Below are 20,396 nucleotides of genomic sequence, written 5' to 3'. Positions count from 1 at the left end.
AACCTCCTTAAGTGAATGTTATTTAACTTGTGTCTTAATAACCTCACTTGCATAGCTTAAAGCTTGGTCAACCTTAGATACATCACTAGCTCCTGCTTGTGCCATATTAGGTCTTCCACCACCTTTTCCTCCAGCTATTTTTGCAACTTCTCTGACAATATTACCTGAATGTATTCCCTTGTCTAATACATCTTTAGTGGCAGTAACTACAAAGTTAACTTTATCATCTACTACATTTGCTAGTACTACTACACCAGAACCAAGCTTATCTCTTAAATTATCTGCTGTTTCTCTTAGTGTATCCATGTCCATACCTTCAAATTTATTAGTTATTAAATTAACTCCATTTACTTCAACTTTAGAATCAAAAATAGAATCAGCTGATTGTAAACTCATCTTAGCTTTCATATCATGTAATTCTTTAGATAAATTTTTATTCTCTTCCAATAAAGAGCTTATTCTTTGAATTAAATTATCTTCCTTAGATTTTAAGTTTACACAAACTTCAGAGATAATTCCATCTCTTTCTTTTAGATATTCATAAACAGCTTTTCCTGTTATCGCTTCTATCCTTCTTACACCTGCTGCTACCCCACCTTCAGATAATATCTTGAACATTCCTACTTGAGAAGTATTTGTCAAGTGAGTTCCTCCACAAAGTTCTGTAGAATAATCTCCCATAGAAACTACTCTTACCTCATCACCATATTTTTCACCAAATAGTGCTGTAGCTCCTTTTTCTTTAGCTTCCTTTATATTCATAATATCACATTTTATGTCTAAAGATGATAAAATAACATTATTTACTTTTTCTTCTATTACTTTTAATTCTTCATTTGATATAGCTTCAAAGTGAGTAATATCAAATCTAAGTCTTTCTGGAGTAACTAAAGAACCAGCCTGATTAACATGGTCTCCTAATACTTCTTTTAATGCCTTATGAAGTAAATGTGTAGCACTGTGATTTCTTGCAGCTGACATTCTAATTTCTCTGTCTACTAGTGTCTTCACTTTATCTCCATTGCTTATTTTTCCTGATTTTATTATACCTATGTGTTTTATACTATTATTAGCTCCTTTTTTAGTATTTAGTACTTCTACAACTAAATTTTCATTAGTTATTAATCCACAATCTCCAACTTGTCCTCCACCTTCAGGATAGAAAGTAGTATTGTCTAGTACTATAGATACCTTATCGCCTTCTTTTGCACTTTGAACTAACTCATCATCTTTAACTATAGCTTCAATAGTTCCTTCGCCATATATTTCACTATATCCATTAAATATACTGTCAACTGTAGTTTCTAATTTTGATAGAGGGTCTTCTTTCCAGCTTTCTCCATCCATATTTCCTCTAGCATTTCTAGCTCTTTCTTTTTGTTTTTCCATTTCTTCATTAAAAGCTTCTTCATCTACAGATAAATGTTCTTCTTCTAAGATTTCCTTAGTCAAGTCTATAGGGAAGCCATAAGTATCATATAATTTAAAAGCTTCTTGACCACTTAAAACAGTTTTTCCTTCACTTTTTAATACTTCTATATAAGAGTTTAATATTTCTGTTCCTTGGTCTATAGTTTCATTGAATTTTTCTTCTTCTATACCGACTACTTTTTTAATGTAGCTTTCTTTCTCAACTAAAACTGGATATGCTTTATCATTTACTTTTATAACTTCATCTATTAGCTTTTGTAAAAATAATTCTTTTACACCTAATAATTTACCATGACGAGCAGCACGTCTAAGAAGTCTTCTAAGGACATATCCTCTTCCTTCATTTGATGGAAGTACTCCATCACTAACTAAGAATGTTACAGCTCTTATATGGTCAGTTATTATTCTTAGTGAAATATCATTTTTTGGATTCTCTCCATACTTTACTCCAGTTAGTTTCTCAACAGCTTCTAATATAGACTTAATTGTATCTACTTCAAAGATAGTATCAACACCTTGCATGATACATCCCATTCTTTCAAGACCCATACCTGTATCTATATTTTTACTTTCTAATAAGCTATAGTTTCCTTCTTCATCTCTATCAAATTGAGTAAATACATGGTTCCAGAATTCCAAATAGCGGTCGCAGTCACACCCTGGTTTACAATCTGGATTATCACATCCATACTCTTCTCCTCTATCAAAATAAATTTCTGAACAAGGACCACAAGGACCTGTACCTATCTCCCAGAAGTTATCATCCTTACCAAGTCTAACCATTCTTTCTTCTGGGAAATTCATTTCTTTTGCCCATATATCATAAGAATCATCATCTTCTTCATATACAGTCACCCATATTTTATCTTCTGGTATATTTAACCATTCTGTAACAAATTCCCAGCCCCATTTGATTGACTCTCTTTTAAAGTAATCTCCAAATGAGAAGTTACCCATCATTTCAAAGAATGTAGCATGTCTTGCAGTTATCCCTACATTTTCTATATCTCCAGTTCTTATACATTTTTGAGATGTACACATTCTTACATTTGGAGGTACTTCTACACCTGAAAAATAGTTTTTCAAAGGTGCCATACCTGAATTTATAAGTAATAAACTCTTATCATTGTTTGGTACTAAAGAATAACTATTTGCTACATAATGACCTTTTGACTCAAAAAACTCTAAAAACTTACTTCTTATTTCATTTAATCCCATCTTTTCCATATTATGTTCCTCCTAATAAATTTTATTTTTTCGTTTAAATAAAAAACCTCGTCCCTATAAATAAATTTATAGGGGCGAGGACAATCGCGGTACCACCCTAATTATCATAAAAATTATGATATCTTCGGAAAACCTTAGCTATAACGTAACTACCGTCAATCTCTACTTATATCTTCTTTACATAAGATAAATTGTTCAAGATTGCTACTAAAAGGCTGCTTCAAATATTATATTCTAAGGGCTTCCAGCATTTTCCCTCTCTCTGTAAGACATCAAATATTTTACTATTCCTCATCACTGTATTTGCTTTTTAATTAATATACTAATTATATTACTAAATTTTACAAAATTAATCAATACTATATTTTCATATACAATAAATTTATTTTATAAACTTTATTCCACTTTAATATACTTTATTATTTATTTTTTAAATTTTTTAGATGTTTTTATAAACTTTTCTCGATTATTCCTCCACCTACTACAATATCTCCATCATACATTACCACAGATTGACCTTTAGTAATTGCTCTTTGAGCTTCATCAAAAACTATTTTAATAGTATCTTCTCCTATTTTATGAATAGTTGCTGGTGATGGTTTTGCTGAATATCTTATTTTTGCCTGAACTCTTAATGGTTCTTCTAATTTATCCATTGATATAAAGTTAACATCTTTTGCAATAAGTTCTTTTTTGAACAATTCTTCATTGTCTCCAAGAACTATAGTATTATTTATTGGATTTATATCTATTACAAACATTGGCTTTCCAAAAGTAATTCCAAGTCCTTTTCTTTGACCTATTGTATAATATAGTATACCTTTGTGTTTTCCAAGTATATTGCCTTTAGTATCTACAAAAAAACCTTCTTCAATACGTTTTTTAGAATGTTTTTTTACATAATTTGCATAGTCATTATCTTTTACAAAGCAAATTTCTTGACTGTCAGGCTTATTGTGAACTGCCATTCCCATTTCTTTAGCAATTTCTCTTACCCTATCTTTTTCATAATCACCTATTGGTAATAAAGTATGTTCTAGTTGTTCTTGTGTAAGATTATAAAGTGCATAAGTTTGGTCTTTTTTATCTGTAACAGATTTTTTTAGCAAATATCTTCCTGTACTTTCATCCTTTTCTATCTTTGCATAGTGACCTGTAGCTACATAATCACAACCTATTTGTCTGGCTTTTTTATAAAAATCATCAAATTTTATGTGCTTATTACAAGCTATACAAGGATTAGGAGTTTTTCCTTCTAAATATTCATCTATAAAATAATCTATTACTTTTTCTTTAAATACTTCTCTAAAATTTAGAACATAAAATGGTATACCTATTTTATTTGCTACTCTTCTAGCATCTTCAACTGCTGACAAAGAGCAACAACCACCTTCATTTTCAACATCGTCATCATCTTGCCACAATTTCATAGTAACACCAATGACATCATAACCTTGTTGTTTTAAAAGATATGCAGCTACAGAGCTATCCACTCCTCCACTCATACCTATCATTACTTTTTTATTCATAAACAAATTTCACCTCATCTTTTGCATTACTTATTATTATATCATATAGAGCAAGCATTGTACTTATTTAAAATATAGCTTGTTCTATTTTCTAAAAAAATAATCATCTTTATTATTTGAATCTTATGGATATATTTTGTTAACTAATTAACTTCTAAATCAATTTAAAACACTTAATTTAGGCAATAAAAAATAGCCATTTTACAAACAGCTATTTTTTATGTCCTAATTATATCATTAATACTTCTTTTAAATCATTTTAAACTTTCTCAAGATACAATCACTTATTTTTATTCTTCTTCCTCTACATCATGGTCATGAGCATCATCTATAACATATCCATCCAATTCTGGTATATGGATATTATTCTTTTGAGCATAATCTATAAGTGCTGCTTTTACAGCTTGTTCTGCTAGAACTGAACAGTGCATCTTTACTGGTGGTAAACCATCTAAAGCTTCAGCAACAGCCTTATTTGTAAGTTCTAATGCATCTTTTATAGTTCTACCTTTTATCATTTCAGTTGCCATAGAAGAACTTGCTATAGCTGAACCACAGCCGAATGTTTTAAACTTAACATCCTTTATTACATCTCCTTCTATATCTAAAAATATCTTCATTATATCTCCACAAGTAGGGTTTCCAACTTCACCTACACCACTTGCATTATCAATTTCTCCCATATTTCTTGGATTCATAAAATGTTCCATAACTTTATCACTATATTGCATTATTTTTTCCTCCTACTCAATTTATGTCTATTTTTTATGCTTTATCTCTCTGTCTATTTTACTAAGCCTTGTTTCTTTGCATCATCATAAAGTGGTGACATACTTCTAAGTCTCTCTATAACATTTGGTAAATTTTCTAATATATAATCTATATCATCATCTGTTGTAAAATCTCCAACTGTAAGTCTTAATGAACCATGTGCTATTTCATGTGGTAAACCTATTGCAAGAAGTACATGTGAAGGGTCTAATGAACCAGAAGTACAAGCAGAACCACTTGAACCAGCAATTCCTAGCATGTCTAATAATAAAAGTATTCCTTCACCTTCTATAAATTGGAACGCAAAGTTTGCATTTCCTGGAAGTCTATTTTCTAAACTACCATTTATTCTTGTATAAGGTATTCTTTCTAACACACCATCTATTAGCTTATTTCTAAGACGAGTTAAAGTCTCTACATGATTTTGCATATTTGCTTTAGCTAATTCTGCTGCTTTTCCATATCCAACTATTGCAGGTATGTTCTCTGTACCAGCTCTTTTACTTTTTTCTTGCGCTCCACCATGAACAAAGTTATGAAGTCTTACACCTTTTCTTATGTATAAAGCTCCTACTCCCTTTGGTCCATAGATTTTATGTGAAGACATGCTCATTAAATCGATTCCTAGTTCCTTAACATCTACTGGAATATTACCTGTAGCTTGTACTGCATCAGTGTGGAATAATATCTTATGTTTTTTAGCTATTTCAGATATTTCTTTAATAGGTTGTATAGTCCCTATTTCATTATTTGCAAACATTATACTTATAAGTATAGTAGTATCTTTTATTGAATCTTCTAATTGTTTTAAATCTACTTTTCCTTCGCTATCAACATCTAAATAAGTTATTTCAAATCCATGATGTTTTGCTAAGTATTCACATGTATGAAGTATTGCATGGTGCTCTATTTTTGAAGTTATTATATGATTACCTTTATTTTTATTAGCATAAGCTACACCTTCTAATGTCCAGTTATCACTTTCTGAACCACCAGCTGTAAAATACACTTCACTAGGTTCAGCATTTATAAGGTCTGCTACTTGCTCTCTTGCTTTATCTAAAGCATCTTTTGCTTCTCTTCCGAATGTGTGAAAACTAGATGCATTCCCAAAATAGTCTGTTAGGTATGGCATCATTGCATCTAATACTTCTTTTTTAACAGGTGTTGTTGCAGAATAATCCATATACAATCTTCTTTTTTCCATTACATTCATCTCCAAATCTATTTTTTAATATTTGTTATATCATTTTCTAATTTATTTTTGTTATAGTCATTTATCATATCTTTTAGAGTAATTGAATCTATAACATCTTCTATACCCTTTTTCATCTTTTCCCAAACTATTTTTGTTACACACATGTTTGAGTTTTCACATACATCTTCATCTAGTACACAGTCAGATAATGCAACTGGTCCTTCTAATACTACAAGTATGTCACCTACTGTTATGTCTTCAGCATTCTTTGAAAGTAAATAACCTCCTTGAGCACCTCTTACACTTTTTACTAGACCTGATTTTTTTAAAGATGAAAATATTTGTTCTAAGTACTGATCTGATATTTTCTGTTTCTTAGCAATAAATTTTAATGACACTGGTCCATTATCTTGATTTAATGCTAATTCAAACATTGCTTTTAATCCATATCTACCTTTAGTAGACAACTTCATATATTATCACCTCTATATAGAAATCTAATTCATACTGATTTAGTAGGAATTACTTTCAACATCATTTTATTATACCCTACTAATTTTGTCAAGATTAATTTGAAATTTTTTATTTTGAATAAATCCCCCATTTTCCAATGTTCTCAAATCCTAGTTTTTTATATATCTTTCCAGCTTCTTCATTATCATAAAACAAACAAGGTATTTTATTTTCTCTTAGGAGTTCTGAACACAGTTTAATAAGGCACTTTGTAGCAAGTCCTTTGGCTCTATACTTTGGATGCGTCCCTACTCCAATTATCATTGCATGAGTCTTATTTTCTGAAGTACTCTTTGCCATGGATACTACTTGTTTGTTAATCTCTATACAATATCCTCTACCTGTCCTCAATCCATTTTTTAAATTATCTAAAGTAGTGCTGTGAAATTCATCTATCAAATCATAAAGCCTTACTGTCTTTTTAAGATTACCAAGCCTAATTTTTTTAATCTTTTCATTACAGTTATTATTTACCAAGAATTTTCTAGTTTGAAGTTTACAAAAATCAACTATCTTTAGATTATTAAGTCCTAATCTTTTTGCTAATGCATCCACAGCACATATTTTCCCAGAAATTTCTTCATAATTGGTATTACAAAGTAGATTATAAAAACCTTCAACATCATATTCTCCATCAGAATAAAACATCATAAACTCAAAATATTTAAGTAATACTGCCCTTATTTCACCCTTTTCATCTATGTCTGCCCATATATTTAAAAAATTATGTCCATATCCATATCTTTCAATGTCACCTATTATAAACAAATTGTACTCAGGTTCTCTTTTTAAGTATTTCATAACTCTACTATGATAAGTTGAATTAAGCTTTATAATCATAATATCTACCCCCGATACATAAAGTCCAGTTTAAAAATCACTGTCTAGATATTCTAAATATTTCTTTATATTTTTTTCAGTTTTATTTTCTTGTGGTATGTAATAGATACTATCTTTTATGCTATCTGGTAAATACTGTTGCTTTACATAATGATTTTTAAAGTTATGAGGATATTTGTATCCACAACCCCTACCTATATCTTTAGAACCAGAATAATGAGCATCTTTTATACTATTTGGTATGTCCTTAACAAACTCTTTATCTAATTCCTCCATAGCTTTCATTATTGCCATACATGCAGAATTAGATTTTGGAGATGTAGCTAAAAGAATAGTAGCTTCTGCCAATGGTATTTTTGCTTCTGGAAATCCAAGTTGCATAGCCGAATCTACACATGCCTTTACAATCATAATAGCATTTGGATAAGCTAGACCTATATCTTCACTAGCTATTACTAAAAGTCTTCTACATATACTTATCAAATCTCCACCTTTTATAAGTCTTGCTAGATAATGTATAGACGCTTGTGGGTCACTTCCCCTTATAGATTTTTGGAATGCACTTAAAATGTCATAATGACTATCACCATTTTTATCATAATTTATAATCTTATTAAATGTAGATGACTTTATTACATCTGAATCTATGTGAGTTATATTATCTTTATTTGGTTTGGTTGAATAAACTACCATTTCCAAAATATTCAAAGCTCTTCTCATATCTCCATCAGAAAGAATAGCTATATCTTCAATCGCATCTTTATTACATTCAATATCCATATAACTATCTTCATTTAATACTTCAATAGCTCTTTCCAAACCTTTTTCTATATCAAACTTCTCTAAAGGTTTAAATTCAAACACAGTAGACCTGCTTAAAAGAGCTTTATACACATAATGATATGGATTTTCTGTGGTACTAGCAATTAAGGTTATACTTCCATTTTCCATAAATTCTAATATTGATTGTTGTTGTTTTTTATTAAAACTTTGTATTTCATCTATATATAACAAAACTCCATTTATATTATTTATACTCCCAAGTTCTGATATCACCTTTTTTATATCTTCTAGAGATGAATTCGTAGCATTTATTTTGTAGAAATTTTTATTGCTTTTTTCTGCTATTATTTCTGCTACTGTGGTTTTTCCAACACCTGGAGGACCAAAAAATATCATATTTGGTAAAAAATTAGATTGTAATATCTTAGACAATATTTTGCCATTACCTATTATATGACTTTGACCTATTACATCATTCATTGTTTTTGGTCTTATTCTATCTGCTAAAGGCATATCCTCACTCCTTTTTTGATTAAAATACTTACTCTATAATTATTTCAATAATTCGTCTAAAAAAGGTATCTATTTGAAATAGATACCTTTTCTAATCTCAATCTATAAAATATAGATTATTGATTGTTTTTTAATTTTTTCAATTCATCTGTAAGTTTATCATTAAGTATTCTTATATGAGTACCTTTCATACCTAATGATCTTGATTCTATCACACCTGCACTCTCAAATTTTCTAAGTGCATTTACTATTACTGATCTAGTTATACCAACTCTATCAGCTATCTTACTTGCAACAAGTAAACCTTCTTTACCATCTAATTCAGCAAAAATATGCTCAACTGCTTCAAGTTCGGAGTAGGACAGAGTGCCTATTGCCATTTGAACTACAGCTTTCTTTCTCATTTCTTCTTCTAATTCTTCGCCTATCGCTCTTAATATTTCTAGACCAACAACAGTTGCACTATATTCAGCTATTACTAAATCATCATCATTAAATGAAGCTGAATATCTCGAAAGTACTAATGTTCCTAGTCTTTGACCACTACCTAAAATTGGTACTACTGTAGTATATTTTTGTAATCTTCCATGTTCTTCTGGGAAAATTTCTAATATCTTTTCACCATTTAAATTTTCTAATGTCTCATCAATCTTTAATACATTTTGAGTATATTCATCTGAAAATTTCTTTTGTTTAGTATACTCATCTTCTATAACTGAACTGTCTTGAGCATCATTTAAATGAAGACCTAGTACTTTACCTTTTGCACTTACTACATAAACATTAGAATTTAAAACATCTCCTAATGCTCCGGCCAGTAAATCAAAAGAGACACTACTTCCACCACTTGTTTGTAATGTTTTATTTATTTTCCTTGTTTTTTGTAACACTTCACTTGCCATTTAATCATCTCCTCATGAAATTTAGGCCTTTTAATAACCTTTTATATTTTCTAATATTATTTTCATTTATAACGAAAATTTATTTTTTATATTAGTTGTTTACACTTGAAAGATTATCATAGATTGGAACCTTTTTCAAGAGAATTATGTGATTTTTTTCAATTTTCACTCTTTTCCGTCATTATGCTCTTTTGACTCTTTGTTACATTCTTTATTAGAACATACTGTTTTTGTTTCAGATTTAGTCACTTTTTCAACCATATATGAACCACACTTCTCACAGAACTCTCCTGTTGGCTTATTCCAAGCTACAAAGTCACAGTTTGGATAATTAGAACATCCATAAAAAGCTTTACCTCTTTTGGATTTTCTAAGTATAATATCTCCTTCTTCACATTTTGGACATTTAACACCAATTTTATTCATAATTGGTCTAGTTGTTTTACAATCAGGATAGTTTTTACAAGCCATAAACTTTCCAAATCTACCATATTTTATAACCATATTAGAACCACAATTTTCACATATTTCATCAGTTTCTTCATCCATATTTATTTTTTCTATATTTTCAAGTGCTTCTTCTATAGCTTCTTTAAGTGGAGCATACGATTCAGATACAATCTCTTTCCAATCTGTATTCCCTTCTTCTATAACATCAAGTTTACTTTCCATATCAGCAGTAAAATCTACATCTATAAATTTATGAAAATTATTTTCTAAAATATCAGTAACTATTATTCCAAGTTCTGTTGGACATAGGCTTGTTCCTTGCTTTTCAACATATTCTCTATTTAATATAGTAGCTATTGTTGGAGCATACGTACTTGGTCTACCTATACCTAGTTCCTCTAGTGTTTTTACTAGACTAGCCTCTGTATATCTTGCTGGTGGTTGTGTAAAGTGTTGGTCTGGTAATATATTTTCTATATTTAATATATCTCCCTTGTCTATACTTGGTAAAATTTTATCTTCTCTTTCTGAAAAATTGTATACTTTAGTATAACCATCAAACTTCATTTTTGAACCAGTTGCTTTAAACACAAGGTCTCCTATTTTACATTCTACATTTAATATATCGAATACTGAATCCTCCATTTGACTAGCTACAAATCTTCTCCAAATTAAATTATATAACTTGTACTGGTCTTTGCTCAGTGAAGCTTTTATACTATCTGGTGTTCTGTCAACAGAAGTTGGTCTTATTGCCTCATGTGCATCTTGGACTTTTTTAGTATCTTTTTTTTCTTTTTTATCACTATTATTTTTATAGTAATTTTCTCCTAAATTACTTACTATATAACCTTCAGCCTTTTCTCTTGCCTCATCAGATATTCTCTTAGAGTCAGTTCTTATATAAGATATAAGACCGACAGTACCTTCACCTTCTATGTCTATACCTTCATATAATTCTTGTGCTATCATCATTGTCTTTTTAGTAGTGAAAAATAGCTTATTTGCCCCTTCTTGTTGAAGCATACTTGTTGTAAATGGTTTTGGAGCTGATTTACGTCTTGATTTAGATTCTATCTTCTCAACTTTTAAATCTTTTCCTTCCATTTCTTTTAATATTTCATTTACAGCTTCTTCATTTTCTAATTCAATTTTTTCATCATTCTTACCATAAAATTTTAAAGTTATATCTTTGTCTTTTGCTGTCTTTGCTTCAACATCTATTGTCCAATATTCTTTTGGAATAAATGCTTTTATTTCTTTTTCTCTATCACAAATTAATTTTGTTGTAACAGATTGCACTCTACCTGCACTAAGACCTTTTCTAACCTTTTGCCACAATATAGGGCTTATCTGATAACCTAGAAGTCTGTCTAATACTCTTCTTGCTTGTTGTGCATCAACTAAATTTATATCAATATTTCTAGGATGCTTAATTGCTTTTTTAATTGCATCCTTAGTTATTTCATTAAACTCTATTCTACAATCTTCAGATTCATCTAAATTTAGTATATGAGCTAAATGCCATGATATAGCTTCACCCTCTCTATCAGGGTCAGTTGCTAGATAAACTTGTTTAGACTTCTTAGCTTCTTTTTTTAATTCTTTTATTACATCGCCTTTACCTCTTATGTTTATATATTGAGGTTCAAAATTATTTTCTATATCTACACCTAATTTACTTTTAGGCAAATCTCTGACATGACCAACTGATGCTTTCACTGTGTAATGACTTTTTCCTAAAAATTTTTCTATAGTCTTAGCTTTTGCAGGCGATTCTACGATGACTAATGTTTTGGCCATAAAACCACACACCCCCACTACCTAATCTTAATTTATACATTCAAACTGTACGTTTTATTATTCATTTCTACTACTAACTCATTTAGTAATAATTCATTGATTATTGAATTTACATACTTTATTTCTATACCAGTATAATCACAAATACTATCTATATGCAAGTTTCCTTCTCTTTTTATAGCCTCAATTATTTGCTTGGACTTGGCATTTAAACTTATATTATCATATTTTTGATTTATTTTTTTATCAATAATATTAAATATGTTATATTCATTCAAAATATCATCTATATTTTCAATTAATTTTGCACCTTCTTTTATAATTTTATGACAACCTCTACTCATTTGAGAATTTATATTACCAGGTATTGCGAAAACATTTTTTCCATGTTCAAGAGCAAAATCCACTGTGATTAATGCACCACTTCTCATTGCTGCCTCTACAACCACTACTCCATCACTTAATCCGCTAATAATTCTATTCCTATTAGAAAAATGATAAGGTGCTACTGCTGAGTTAATATTATACTCTGATAATAATAATCCCCCATTTTCTAATATTTTATTTGATAAATATAAATTTTGTTTTGGAAGAGGATTGTCTACTCCTGAGCCAAGCACTGCTATAGTTTTAGATTTTCCATTCATACAACCTATATGTGAGTATGCATCTATTCCTATAGCTAATCCACTTACTATATTAACCCCATACTGGGATAGTTGACAACTAATTGTTTTTGCACAACTAATTCCATAAGCTGTAGGTTTTCTTGAACCTACCATAGCTATATTAAAATTATCATTAACTAGACCTATATCACCTTTATAAAATAATAATTTTGGAGCATTGTATATATTTTTTAATTTCTCAGGATATTCTTTATCATATTGACAAATATATTTAATTGTTTTTTTATAAAGAAGTTCTTTTATATTTTCTAAATAAGCGTGACCTCTATATTTTACTATATTTTTTCTAATATTCAAGCTTATATTTTTTAAATTATATATTTCTTTTTCAGAAAAATCAAATATATCCTCAATATTTACTACTTCATTTTCTATTATTTCAATTGTTTTTGTTGTTATTCCACTAATTGATTTTAACCATAAATAGATATCTCTTTTTTCCATAAAATCCACCTCAAAAACTTATTTAAAATAACTATAATAAGCCTTTCTAAATGAAAAAGCTTCTATAATACATTGCGAATTTATTGTTTCCATCTCTTCCAAATCCGCTATTGTTCTTGCCATTTTTAAAAGTTTTGTATAACTTCTACTACTGAGATTATATTTATTAAATATTGTCTCAGCTGTTTTTGAAGCTTCTTTTTCCAATTTACAATATTTTAATAAATTAGAAGCTTTAATTTCACTATTATTTTTTATATTATCTTTCTTAAATCTATTTATTTGTATTTTTCTAGCATTTTCTACTCTTCTCTTTATTTTTTGAGAACTTTCTTCTTGTTTTGAAGAATTAAAATCAACATATTTTATAGAATTAACTTCTACGAAAATATCAAACCTATCTAATAATGGACCTGATATTTTATTTATGTATTTATCAATTTCATTGCTCCTACATCTACATTCTATGTCTGACATATAATAACCACAAGGACATGGATTCATAGCTGCAATTAATAATACCCTACAAGGATACTTTGTACTATATTTCACTCTAGATATATTTACATAGCCATCTTCCATGGGTTGCCTTAAAGTCTCAAGTATTTTTCTATCAAATTCAGCTATTTCGTCTAAAAATAATATCCCTCTATGTGCTAAAGCAACTTCTCCAGGCCTTGCATCTATTCCACCACCAATTAAGGATTGCTTTGTAGTTGTGTGATGAGGTGCCCTAAAAGGTCTATTATCAATTATTCCTTTAGTTTCATCTATCATTCCTAATATGCTATAGACTTTACTTACTTCTATCATTTCTTCTATACTTATATCTGGTAAGATTGTCCTTATCCTTTTTGCAATCATAGTTTTTCCTGAACCTGGAGGTCCAATCATAAATATATTATGATTACCAGCTGCTGCAATTTCTGCACTTCTCTTTACAAAGTAGTTTCCTCTTACATCTTTAAAATCTTCATCATATTTATTCTCTTTTATACTATGGAACTTTGCATGCTTATAATCTTTATAGGTGTTATATTTTTCTAATCCTTCATTATATCTTTCTAATTCCTCATTCAAAAAAGACATTATCCCTTCTTTATCGACTTTTATTTCTTCATTTAAAAATTCAATACATTCATTTAAACTTTTAACAGGTATTATATCAATTTCATCTATAAATAAACTTTCTCTTGTATTCTCAATTGGTATAAAGATACGTTTTATATTTTGATTTTTTGCCCCTATAATAATAGGCAATATACCTCTTACTTTTCTTATTTTTCCATCTAATGACAACTCTCCTATAAACATACTTTCTTTTATGTAATTTTCGTCTTTTTTTATTAATCCTCTTAAAAGACCTATACTTATAGATAAATCTAAAAAAGCTCCTTCTTTTTTTATATCTGCTGGAGATAAATTTACAACTATTCTTGTATTTGGAAATTTATATCCACTATTAAGAATTGCTGATTTTACTCTTTCTCTTGCCTCTTTAATTTCTTTACTTGGCAGACCAACAATATTAAAACTAGGTATACCATTACTTATATCAACTTCAACCTTTACCAAAAAACTATCTATTCCTACTAAATTACTTGAATTAATAATACTTAACATTTTTAATCCTTTCAAAAAACTTTATATTTTTTAAAAAGCATTCATTATATGATTTACTCTCTTTTCCAATAAATAGACCTCTATAATATCAAACCTTATTGGAGTATTATGTAAATTTTTTTTCATAATATAGTACTTTGCAACCTCAATTATCTTTTTTCTCTTTTTGAAACCTACAGATTCGCAAGGATATCCATACTTTATATTGGACCTTGATTTCACCTCCACAAATACAATCTCATTACCTATATTTGCAATTATATCGACCTCTCCTGTCTTCAATCTGTAGTTTTTTTCTAATATCTTTGCTCCTTTTGATAGCAAATAATTAACTGCTATTTCTTCTCCAAAATCACCTTTTTCTTTATTATTCATTATTCACTCCAACACATTAAATTTTTACTTTTAAATTATTGTCAGTATACAATTTAACTATTCAATCTTTCGAGATTGATTTTATTTCCATTAACATTAATAAATACTTCTATTGACTTTATTCTTTTATGATATTATGCTAGTTTTCATAAGGAAAGTTTATTTTTATGGAGGAATGTCTTTAATGAACAGAAAAAAATTATTTATTTTTATACGATATTTATCTCTATCTATATTACTTGTAAGTTGTTTGAGTAATTCTGAAAATACATTGTATCCAGTTATAACAATGATTATATTGTTTCTAATAATAAATAATCAAGTTAGATTTTTTTCTTTATCAAATGAGAATAAATTTATACTTATTTCTTATTTTTTAGAGCTTATTTTAATTTTTATATTATGTTCACATACAAATACTTTTAATTCACTTTACTTTGTTTCTTTAATTTTGGATGCCTCATTTTTAATAAAGAAAAAATATAAATACATATTATTCTCTTTAGTTATAATATCTTCTTTTATTATTGGTTTAGATAAAAATTTATATTTAGCACTAGAATCAAGTTCCATATTACTAATTATAACTCTACTTTCTATGTATCTAGAAAACGAGAATTTATCTAAATTATACAATCAAAGTCTTTATGATAAACTCAGAGTTTCTAAAGATGAACTAAAAAAAGCTAATGCTGATTTAGAGATTTATGCAAGTTCTATAGAAGAATTAGCAATTTTGAAAGAAAGAAACCGAATATCCAGAGAAATACATGATAGTGTTGGACATTCTCTTTCTACAACGATAATCCAATTAAATGCTATAGAAAAACTCTTAAAAGACAAACCTCTCATTTCTGATTTAGTACATGAACTTAGAGAATTTGTAACTGAAAGTTTTCAAGATGTAAGAAAAGCTATATCTGAACTAAAACCTGTTGAATATGAAAATTACCAAAATTTAATTAAAATCAAAGAACTGGTTGAAAGCTTTATTAAGCTTACAAATATCAATGTCAGATTAACTATATCAAAAAATACTTGGAACCTATCTAGAAATCAATCTATCACTTTATATAGACTTGTTCAGGAATCGCTTTCCAACGCATCAAGACATGGAAAAGCAACTGAAATCAGAATCTTTATAACATTTAATACTTCAAATCTTATAATTACTATAAGTGATAATGGTCTAGGGTGTAACAATATAAAAAAAGGAAATGGACTTAGCAGTATTAGTGAAAGAATATATGAATTAAATGGCAAAGTTGAATTTGATAATTCTAACACTGGGTTCACAATTAGAGCGTCTTTTCCTAAATTTTCAGGGGGTGATTTTTTTGAATAAAATCAAAGTTCTTATAGTAGATGATGAAAAATTAATTAGAAAAGGTCTTAAGATTATTTTATCATCTTATGACGATTTAGAAATTGTAGGAGATGCTTCAAATGGATATGAAGCATTAGAGTTTTGTAAAACAAATGATGTAGACATGGTTCTTATGGATATTCGAATGAAGGTTTGTGATGGAGTTCTAGGCACAAGACTTATAAAAGAATATGATAGCTCTATAGCATTATTAATTTTGACAACCTTTAATGATGATGAGTACATAAAAGATGCTATGAAATTTGGAGCTTCAGGATATCTTTTAAAGGATAGCTCGGATGAAGTATTACATGAAGGGATTCGTTCCTCGTTTTTTGGCAATATTGTACTTGATAAAAGTGTAGCTGAAAAAATTATGTCACCTGAAAAAACTATAGAACAAGAACATATTTCTGATATGTATAATTTAACACAAAAAGAAATATCCATAATTAGATTAATCGCAAATGGACTTAACAACAAAGAAATCAGCCAAGAATTATTCTTATCTGAAGGTACAATAAAGAATAATATTACTAATATCTTAGGTAAATTAGAACTTCGTGATAGGACTCAACTAGTTATATTTGCCTTCAAGAATAAAATTGTAATATAAATATATAGGTAAGAAATCTATACCCTAAAAAATTTCTTACTCACAAACTCATTTATAATAAATAAAAATATAAAGTGACTTAAGTCACTTTTTTTAGTGACTTATAGTAATAGAATTATGATTCATAATTCTTTATTATAGTATTATAGATTTTTAACTTATACAAAATTATTTTGGGAGGGATTATTATGGATATAGTCAGAGTAAATAATATAACAAAAAGATTTAATGATAAATTAGCACTTGATAATATCAGCTTTTCTGTTAAAGAAGGAGAGATATTTGGACTTATTGGACCAAATGGGGCTGGTAAATCTACACTTATAAATATAATTACAAATCTTATGTTACCAAATAGTGGCAACATCCAAATCAATGGTTTAGATTTGTCAAAAGATTATATAAAAGCAAAGTCTATAATAGGATTAGTTCCACAAGAATTAGCACTTATAGAAACCCTTACTCCTTTTGATAACTTAGAGTACTTTGGGGCTTACTATGGATTAAAGGGAAAATTGCTTCAAGAGAGAATAACTGAAGCCTTAGAAGTCACAGGACTTACTGATGTTAAAAAGAAAAAAGTCAAAAAATTATCTGGTGGTATGCAGAGGAGATTAAACATTGGAATAGCACTTTTAAATCATCCTAAAATATTAATATTGGATGAACCAACTGTAGGTGTTGACCCTCAATCGAGAAATCATATTTTCAATTTTATAAAAAATATATCTGAAAAACAAAAAACTACAGTAATATATACTTCTCATTACATGGAAGAAGTTGAGCATCTTTGTTCTAAGATTTTTATTATGGATGAAGGTAAAGAGATTGCTTTTGGAGATAATGATTATTTAAAATCATTAGTATCTACAAATACAAAATTAATTATGGAAATAAAAAATATAAATGCTCAACTTATATTTGATTTAAAAAATACTAACGGTGTTATATCTATCTTAGAAAATAATTCATTATTAGAATTAGATATAGACAAAAAATTACAGCTTACAGATGTGTTATCTGTTGTTGACAAAAACAATTCAAAAATAACAAGAATATCTTATGAAGAACCTAGTCTAGAAGACGTGTTTTTAAATCTAACAGGAAAAAATTTAAGGGATTAATGGAGGTGATTTTATGAAATTATACATTAGTGTAAAAACTATGCTAAAAGGTTTAAAAAGCTCCTTTATACTTAATTTAATATATTTCTTAGCATTACCTCTAGTTTTAGCTGGATTTCTTGGGATGGTGACAGAAAGTATGTTTCAAAATCCTATAAAAACAGATTTGACATCAATTGTTATATATGACAAAGATAATACAAAGCTATCAAGTAATTTGACAGGATATTTAAAAAATGATTTATCTTCTATATTAACAGTTCAAAAAGATGATTCTAAGGCAGACTTAAAACTTACTATACCTAAAGGATATGAGAATAATTTATTAAATGAAAAATCAAATACTCTAAGTATAGAAAAACTTAAATCTAGTGATAATATTGCAATATTACTTCAAGATATTTTAGATACTTATCATGAAAAATTATATTTGAATAATTCTCAAAAATTAAGTTCAGAAGATTTCTCAAAATTATTTAATAAGAATTCTATTGATGCTTCTATAATAAAAAACAATGTTAAACAAAATTCTTATGAGTACTTTGCTTTAGTTTCTCTTGGATTCCTTGTAATAATTTTTATAATGAATAATATTTTATCAAATTATATAAATGAGTCAAAAGGACTTTCAAAAAGACTCTACTCTATGCCTGTAACTAGGATACAATTCTTAATTTATGATTTTGTAGGTTTATGGATTTACTCATTTATATTCTTATTATTATATGTTTTATTTTTTAGAATACTTGGTATAACATTCAAAGGTAACTTTGCTATATTAACTTTACTTTGTGCTTTATCTTCTTGTTTTATGACTTCAATATCTACTTTTGTAACCGCCTTTTTTAGCAAGAAATATGGTACAGTTATAGTTTATGCATTACTCTTCTTGCAAACAGTTTTTGGAGGTATCTTCAGCATGGTAAATGATGTGTTTACTAAGTTTACAAGTTTATCTCCTACTTATTTAATAGGAACATTGTTCAGTAATTATGAAACGTTTAAAACTATAGACTCAATAGGAAGTTTAATTTCCATATGCCTAATTGCATCTACAATATTGATTGTACTTTCTATTATAAAAGAAAAATATAAGTGGAGGGAGGTTTAATAATGATTAGATTAATTATTGCAAACATAAAAAGATATATAAAAAATCATACTCTTTTAGTTAATATGGTCTTGTTTCCTGTTATATTAGTATTTTCTCTTAACTTTTTTACTGGCAGCTCAGAAAATCAATCAATGTACTTTTCTCCAGTAGCAATTGTATCTAATTCTTTGGGAAAATACGAACATAAGTTAATAGATAGTTCTAAATTAAAAGAAAACTCATTTGGACTTGACGAACAAGACAAAGCTATGAATCTATTAAAAAACAATAAAGTTTCTGCTGTCTTCATTTTAGATAAAAATTTTTCAAGCAATATAGATAAATTAAAACGACCTGTGGTTAAATGTTTTAAAACTGAAAATGGTGGAGGTAGTCTTTGGGCAGAATCACAAATAGAATCTTTTATTACTAATTCATTAAAATTAAAAATAGATGGAAATATAGATGATAAATTGACCAAGACAAATATAATTGATAACAGTCCAGATAAGAATAAAAATTCGTTTTTAATAGTTTTCTTAATATGTTATTTTATGTACATTAACGCAGCACATCTAGCTTCTGATTTATTTGCATTAAAAAAATCTAATACCTTAAAAAGACTTGTCTCTACAAAACATAATGATATAAAAATAATTTTCAGTATATTTTTAGGGTTATTTTTTACTCAAGCAATTGTATACACCTTAACTTTAGTATGTTTCACATTTACAAGAGATTTTAAGTTAACTCTAAATACATTGATGATTGTACTATCAAATAGTTTTGTTGCTACTGGATTCGTATTTTGGATAGCTAGAGTGTTTAAAAACGAGAGTTCTATAAGTCTTATATCTACATTTTATTCTTTAATAGGTTTAGCTATATCCATATCTAGCATGATACCATCACTTGATAAATTGTCCTTTATGGCTAATCTTTCAAAGCTTACACCATTTTATTGGACTATAGATGCTATTAATAATAATGGTAATATATTAATAAATATAATTGTTCTAATTCTTATTGGAATGGTATTTGTAACAGCTGGAAGTCTTAAATTAAGAGATTTTGCTAGAAATTAATACTTATTAAATCTAGTTAGT

The 20,396-nt window shown here is 28.1% G+C and carries 17 protein-coding genes and 1 other annotated feature; of the genes, 5 read left to right on the top strand and 12 right to left on the bottom strand.

Annotated features, from left to right (window positions below; all coding sequences use genetic code 11):
• Positions 1-18: 18 nt before the first annotated feature.
• The 12 genes from alaS to Q3223_RS07365 all read right to left on the bottom strand — a co-directional run bounded on the left by alaS (position 19) and on the right by Q3223_RS07365 (position 15,091).
• Positions 19-2,658, bottom strand: coding sequence for an alanine--tRNA ligase (gene alaS, locus Q3223_RS07420; RefSeq protein WP_219673607.1), 2,640 nt, complete (start codon positions 2,656-2,658; stop codon positions 19-21).
• A gap of 67 nt (positions 2,659-2,725) precedes the next feature.
• Positions 2,726-2,965, bottom strand: a binding site (T-box leader).
• A gap of 142 nt (positions 2,966-3,107) precedes the next feature.
• Entirely contained in the window at positions 3,108-4,187 is a 1,080-nt protein-coding gene (gene mnmA, locus Q3223_RS07415; protein ID WP_176702473.1) for a tRNA 2-thiouridine(34) synthase MnmA, read from the bottom strand.
• Between the two features lie 290 nt (positions 4,188-4,477).
• Positions 4,478-4,918 (bottom strand): Fe-S cluster assembly scaffold protein NifU, encoded by a 441-nt coding sequence (nifU, locus tag Q3223_RS07410; protein WP_054269774.1) that lies wholly within the window; start codon positions 4,916-4,918, stop codon positions 4,478-4,480.
• A gap of 53 nt (positions 4,919-4,971) precedes the next feature.
• Positions 4,972-6,165 carry a cysteine desulfurase NifS gene (gene nifS / locus Q3223_RS07405; RefSeq protein ID WP_054269773.1) on the bottom strand — a complete coding sequence of 398 codons (1,194 nt, stop codon included), beginning with the start codon at positions 6,163-6,165 and terminating at the stop codon, positions 4,972-4,974.
• Positions 6,166-6,182: 17 nt separating this feature from the next.
• Positions 6,183-6,629 carry an Rrf2 family transcriptional regulator gene (locus tag Q3223_RS07400; RefSeq protein ID WP_003419409.1) on the bottom strand — a complete coding sequence of 149 codons (447 nt, stop codon included), beginning with the start codon at positions 6,627-6,629 and terminating at the stop codon, positions 6,183-6,185.
• Between the two features lie 109 nt (positions 6,630-6,738).
• Complete coding sequence (locus Q3223_RS07395; protein ID WP_054269772.1) at positions 6,739-7,509, bottom strand: GNAT family N-acetyltransferase; 771 nt, start codon at positions 7,507-7,509, stop codon at positions 6,739-6,741.
• Positions 7,510-7,539: 30 nt separating this feature from the next.
• Positions 7,540-8,805 (bottom strand): replication-associated recombination protein A, encoded by a 1,266-nt coding sequence (locus Q3223_RS07390; protein WP_054269771.1) that lies wholly within the window; start codon positions 8,803-8,805, stop codon positions 7,540-7,542.
• 116 nt (positions 8,806-8,921) lie between these two features.
• Entirely contained in the window at positions 8,922-9,707 is a 786-nt protein-coding gene (codY, locus tag Q3223_RS07385; RefSeq protein WP_021384027.1) for a GTP-sensing pleiotropic transcriptional regulator CodY, read from the bottom strand.
• Positions 9,708-9,872: 165 nt separating this feature from the next.
• Positions 9,873-11,960, bottom strand: coding sequence for a type I DNA topoisomerase (topA, locus tag Q3223_RS07380; protein WP_054269770.1), 2,088 nt, complete (start codon positions 11,958-11,960; stop codon positions 9,873-9,875).
• Between the two features lie 32 nt (positions 11,961-11,992).
• Positions 11,993-13,093, bottom strand: coding sequence for a DNA-processing protein DprA (gene dprA / locus Q3223_RS07375; protein WP_054269769.1), 1,101 nt, complete (start codon positions 13,091-13,093; stop codon positions 11,993-11,995).
• 18 nt (positions 13,094-13,111) lie between these two features.
• Positions 13,112-14,716, bottom strand: a complete 1,605-nt coding sequence (locus tag Q3223_RS07370) for a YifB family Mg chelatase-like AAA ATPase (protein WP_223152559.1) — start codon at positions 14,714-14,716, stop codon at positions 13,112-13,114.
• Between the two features lie 30 nt (positions 14,717-14,746).
• The gene (locus Q3223_RS07365; protein ID WP_054269767.1) at positions 14,747-15,091 is read right to left on the bottom strand and encodes a YraN family protein; all 345 of its coding nucleotides are present in this window, start codon (positions 15,089-15,091) and stop codon (positions 14,747-14,749) included.
• A 184-nt stretch (positions 15,092-15,275) separates the two neighbouring features.
• On the opposite strand from Q3223_RS07365, the gene Q3223_RS07360 reads away from it, so the two are divergent.
• From Q3223_RS07360 to Q3223_RS07340, 5 genes are all read left to right on the top strand, one after another.
• Positions 15,276-16,436, top strand: coding sequence for a sensor histidine kinase (locus tag Q3223_RS07360; RefSeq protein WP_054269766.1), 1,161 nt, complete (start codon positions 15,276-15,278; stop codon positions 16,434-16,436).
• A complete protein-coding gene (locus Q3223_RS07355) occupies positions 16,429-17,073 on the top strand; it encodes a response regulator transcription factor (protein WP_223152560.1) in 645 nt (214 codons plus the stop codon). The genes Q3223_RS07360 and Q3223_RS07355 overlap by 8 nt, the downstream gene beginning before the upstream one ends.
• A gap of 188 nt (positions 17,074-17,261) precedes the next feature.
• Positions 17,262-18,197, top strand: a complete 936-nt coding sequence (locus Q3223_RS07350; protein WP_284181782.1) for an ABC transporter ATP-binding protein — start codon at positions 17,262-17,264, stop codon at positions 18,195-18,197.
• Between the two features lie 13 nt (positions 18,198-18,210).
• On the top strand, positions 18,211-19,308 hold the full coding sequence (locus Q3223_RS07345) for an ABC transporter permease (protein ID WP_284181781.1): 1,098 nt from the start codon (positions 18,211-18,213) through the stop codon (positions 19,306-19,308).
• Positions 19,309-19,310: 2 nt separating this feature from the next.
• Complete coding sequence (locus Q3223_RS07340) at positions 19,311-20,375, top strand: ABC transporter permease (RefSeq protein WP_284181779.1); 1,065 nt, start codon at positions 19,311-19,313, stop codon at positions 20,373-20,375.
• Positions 20,376-20,396 lie beyond the last annotated feature (21 nt).

The organism is Clostridioides sp. GD02367 (assembly GCF_045900275.1).
Taxonomy (GTDB): Bacteria; Bacillota; Clostridia; order Peptostreptococcales; family Peptostreptococcaceae; genus Clostridioides; species Clostridioides difficile_A.
This window is presented reverse-complemented; position numbering and strand designations above follow the sequence as displayed.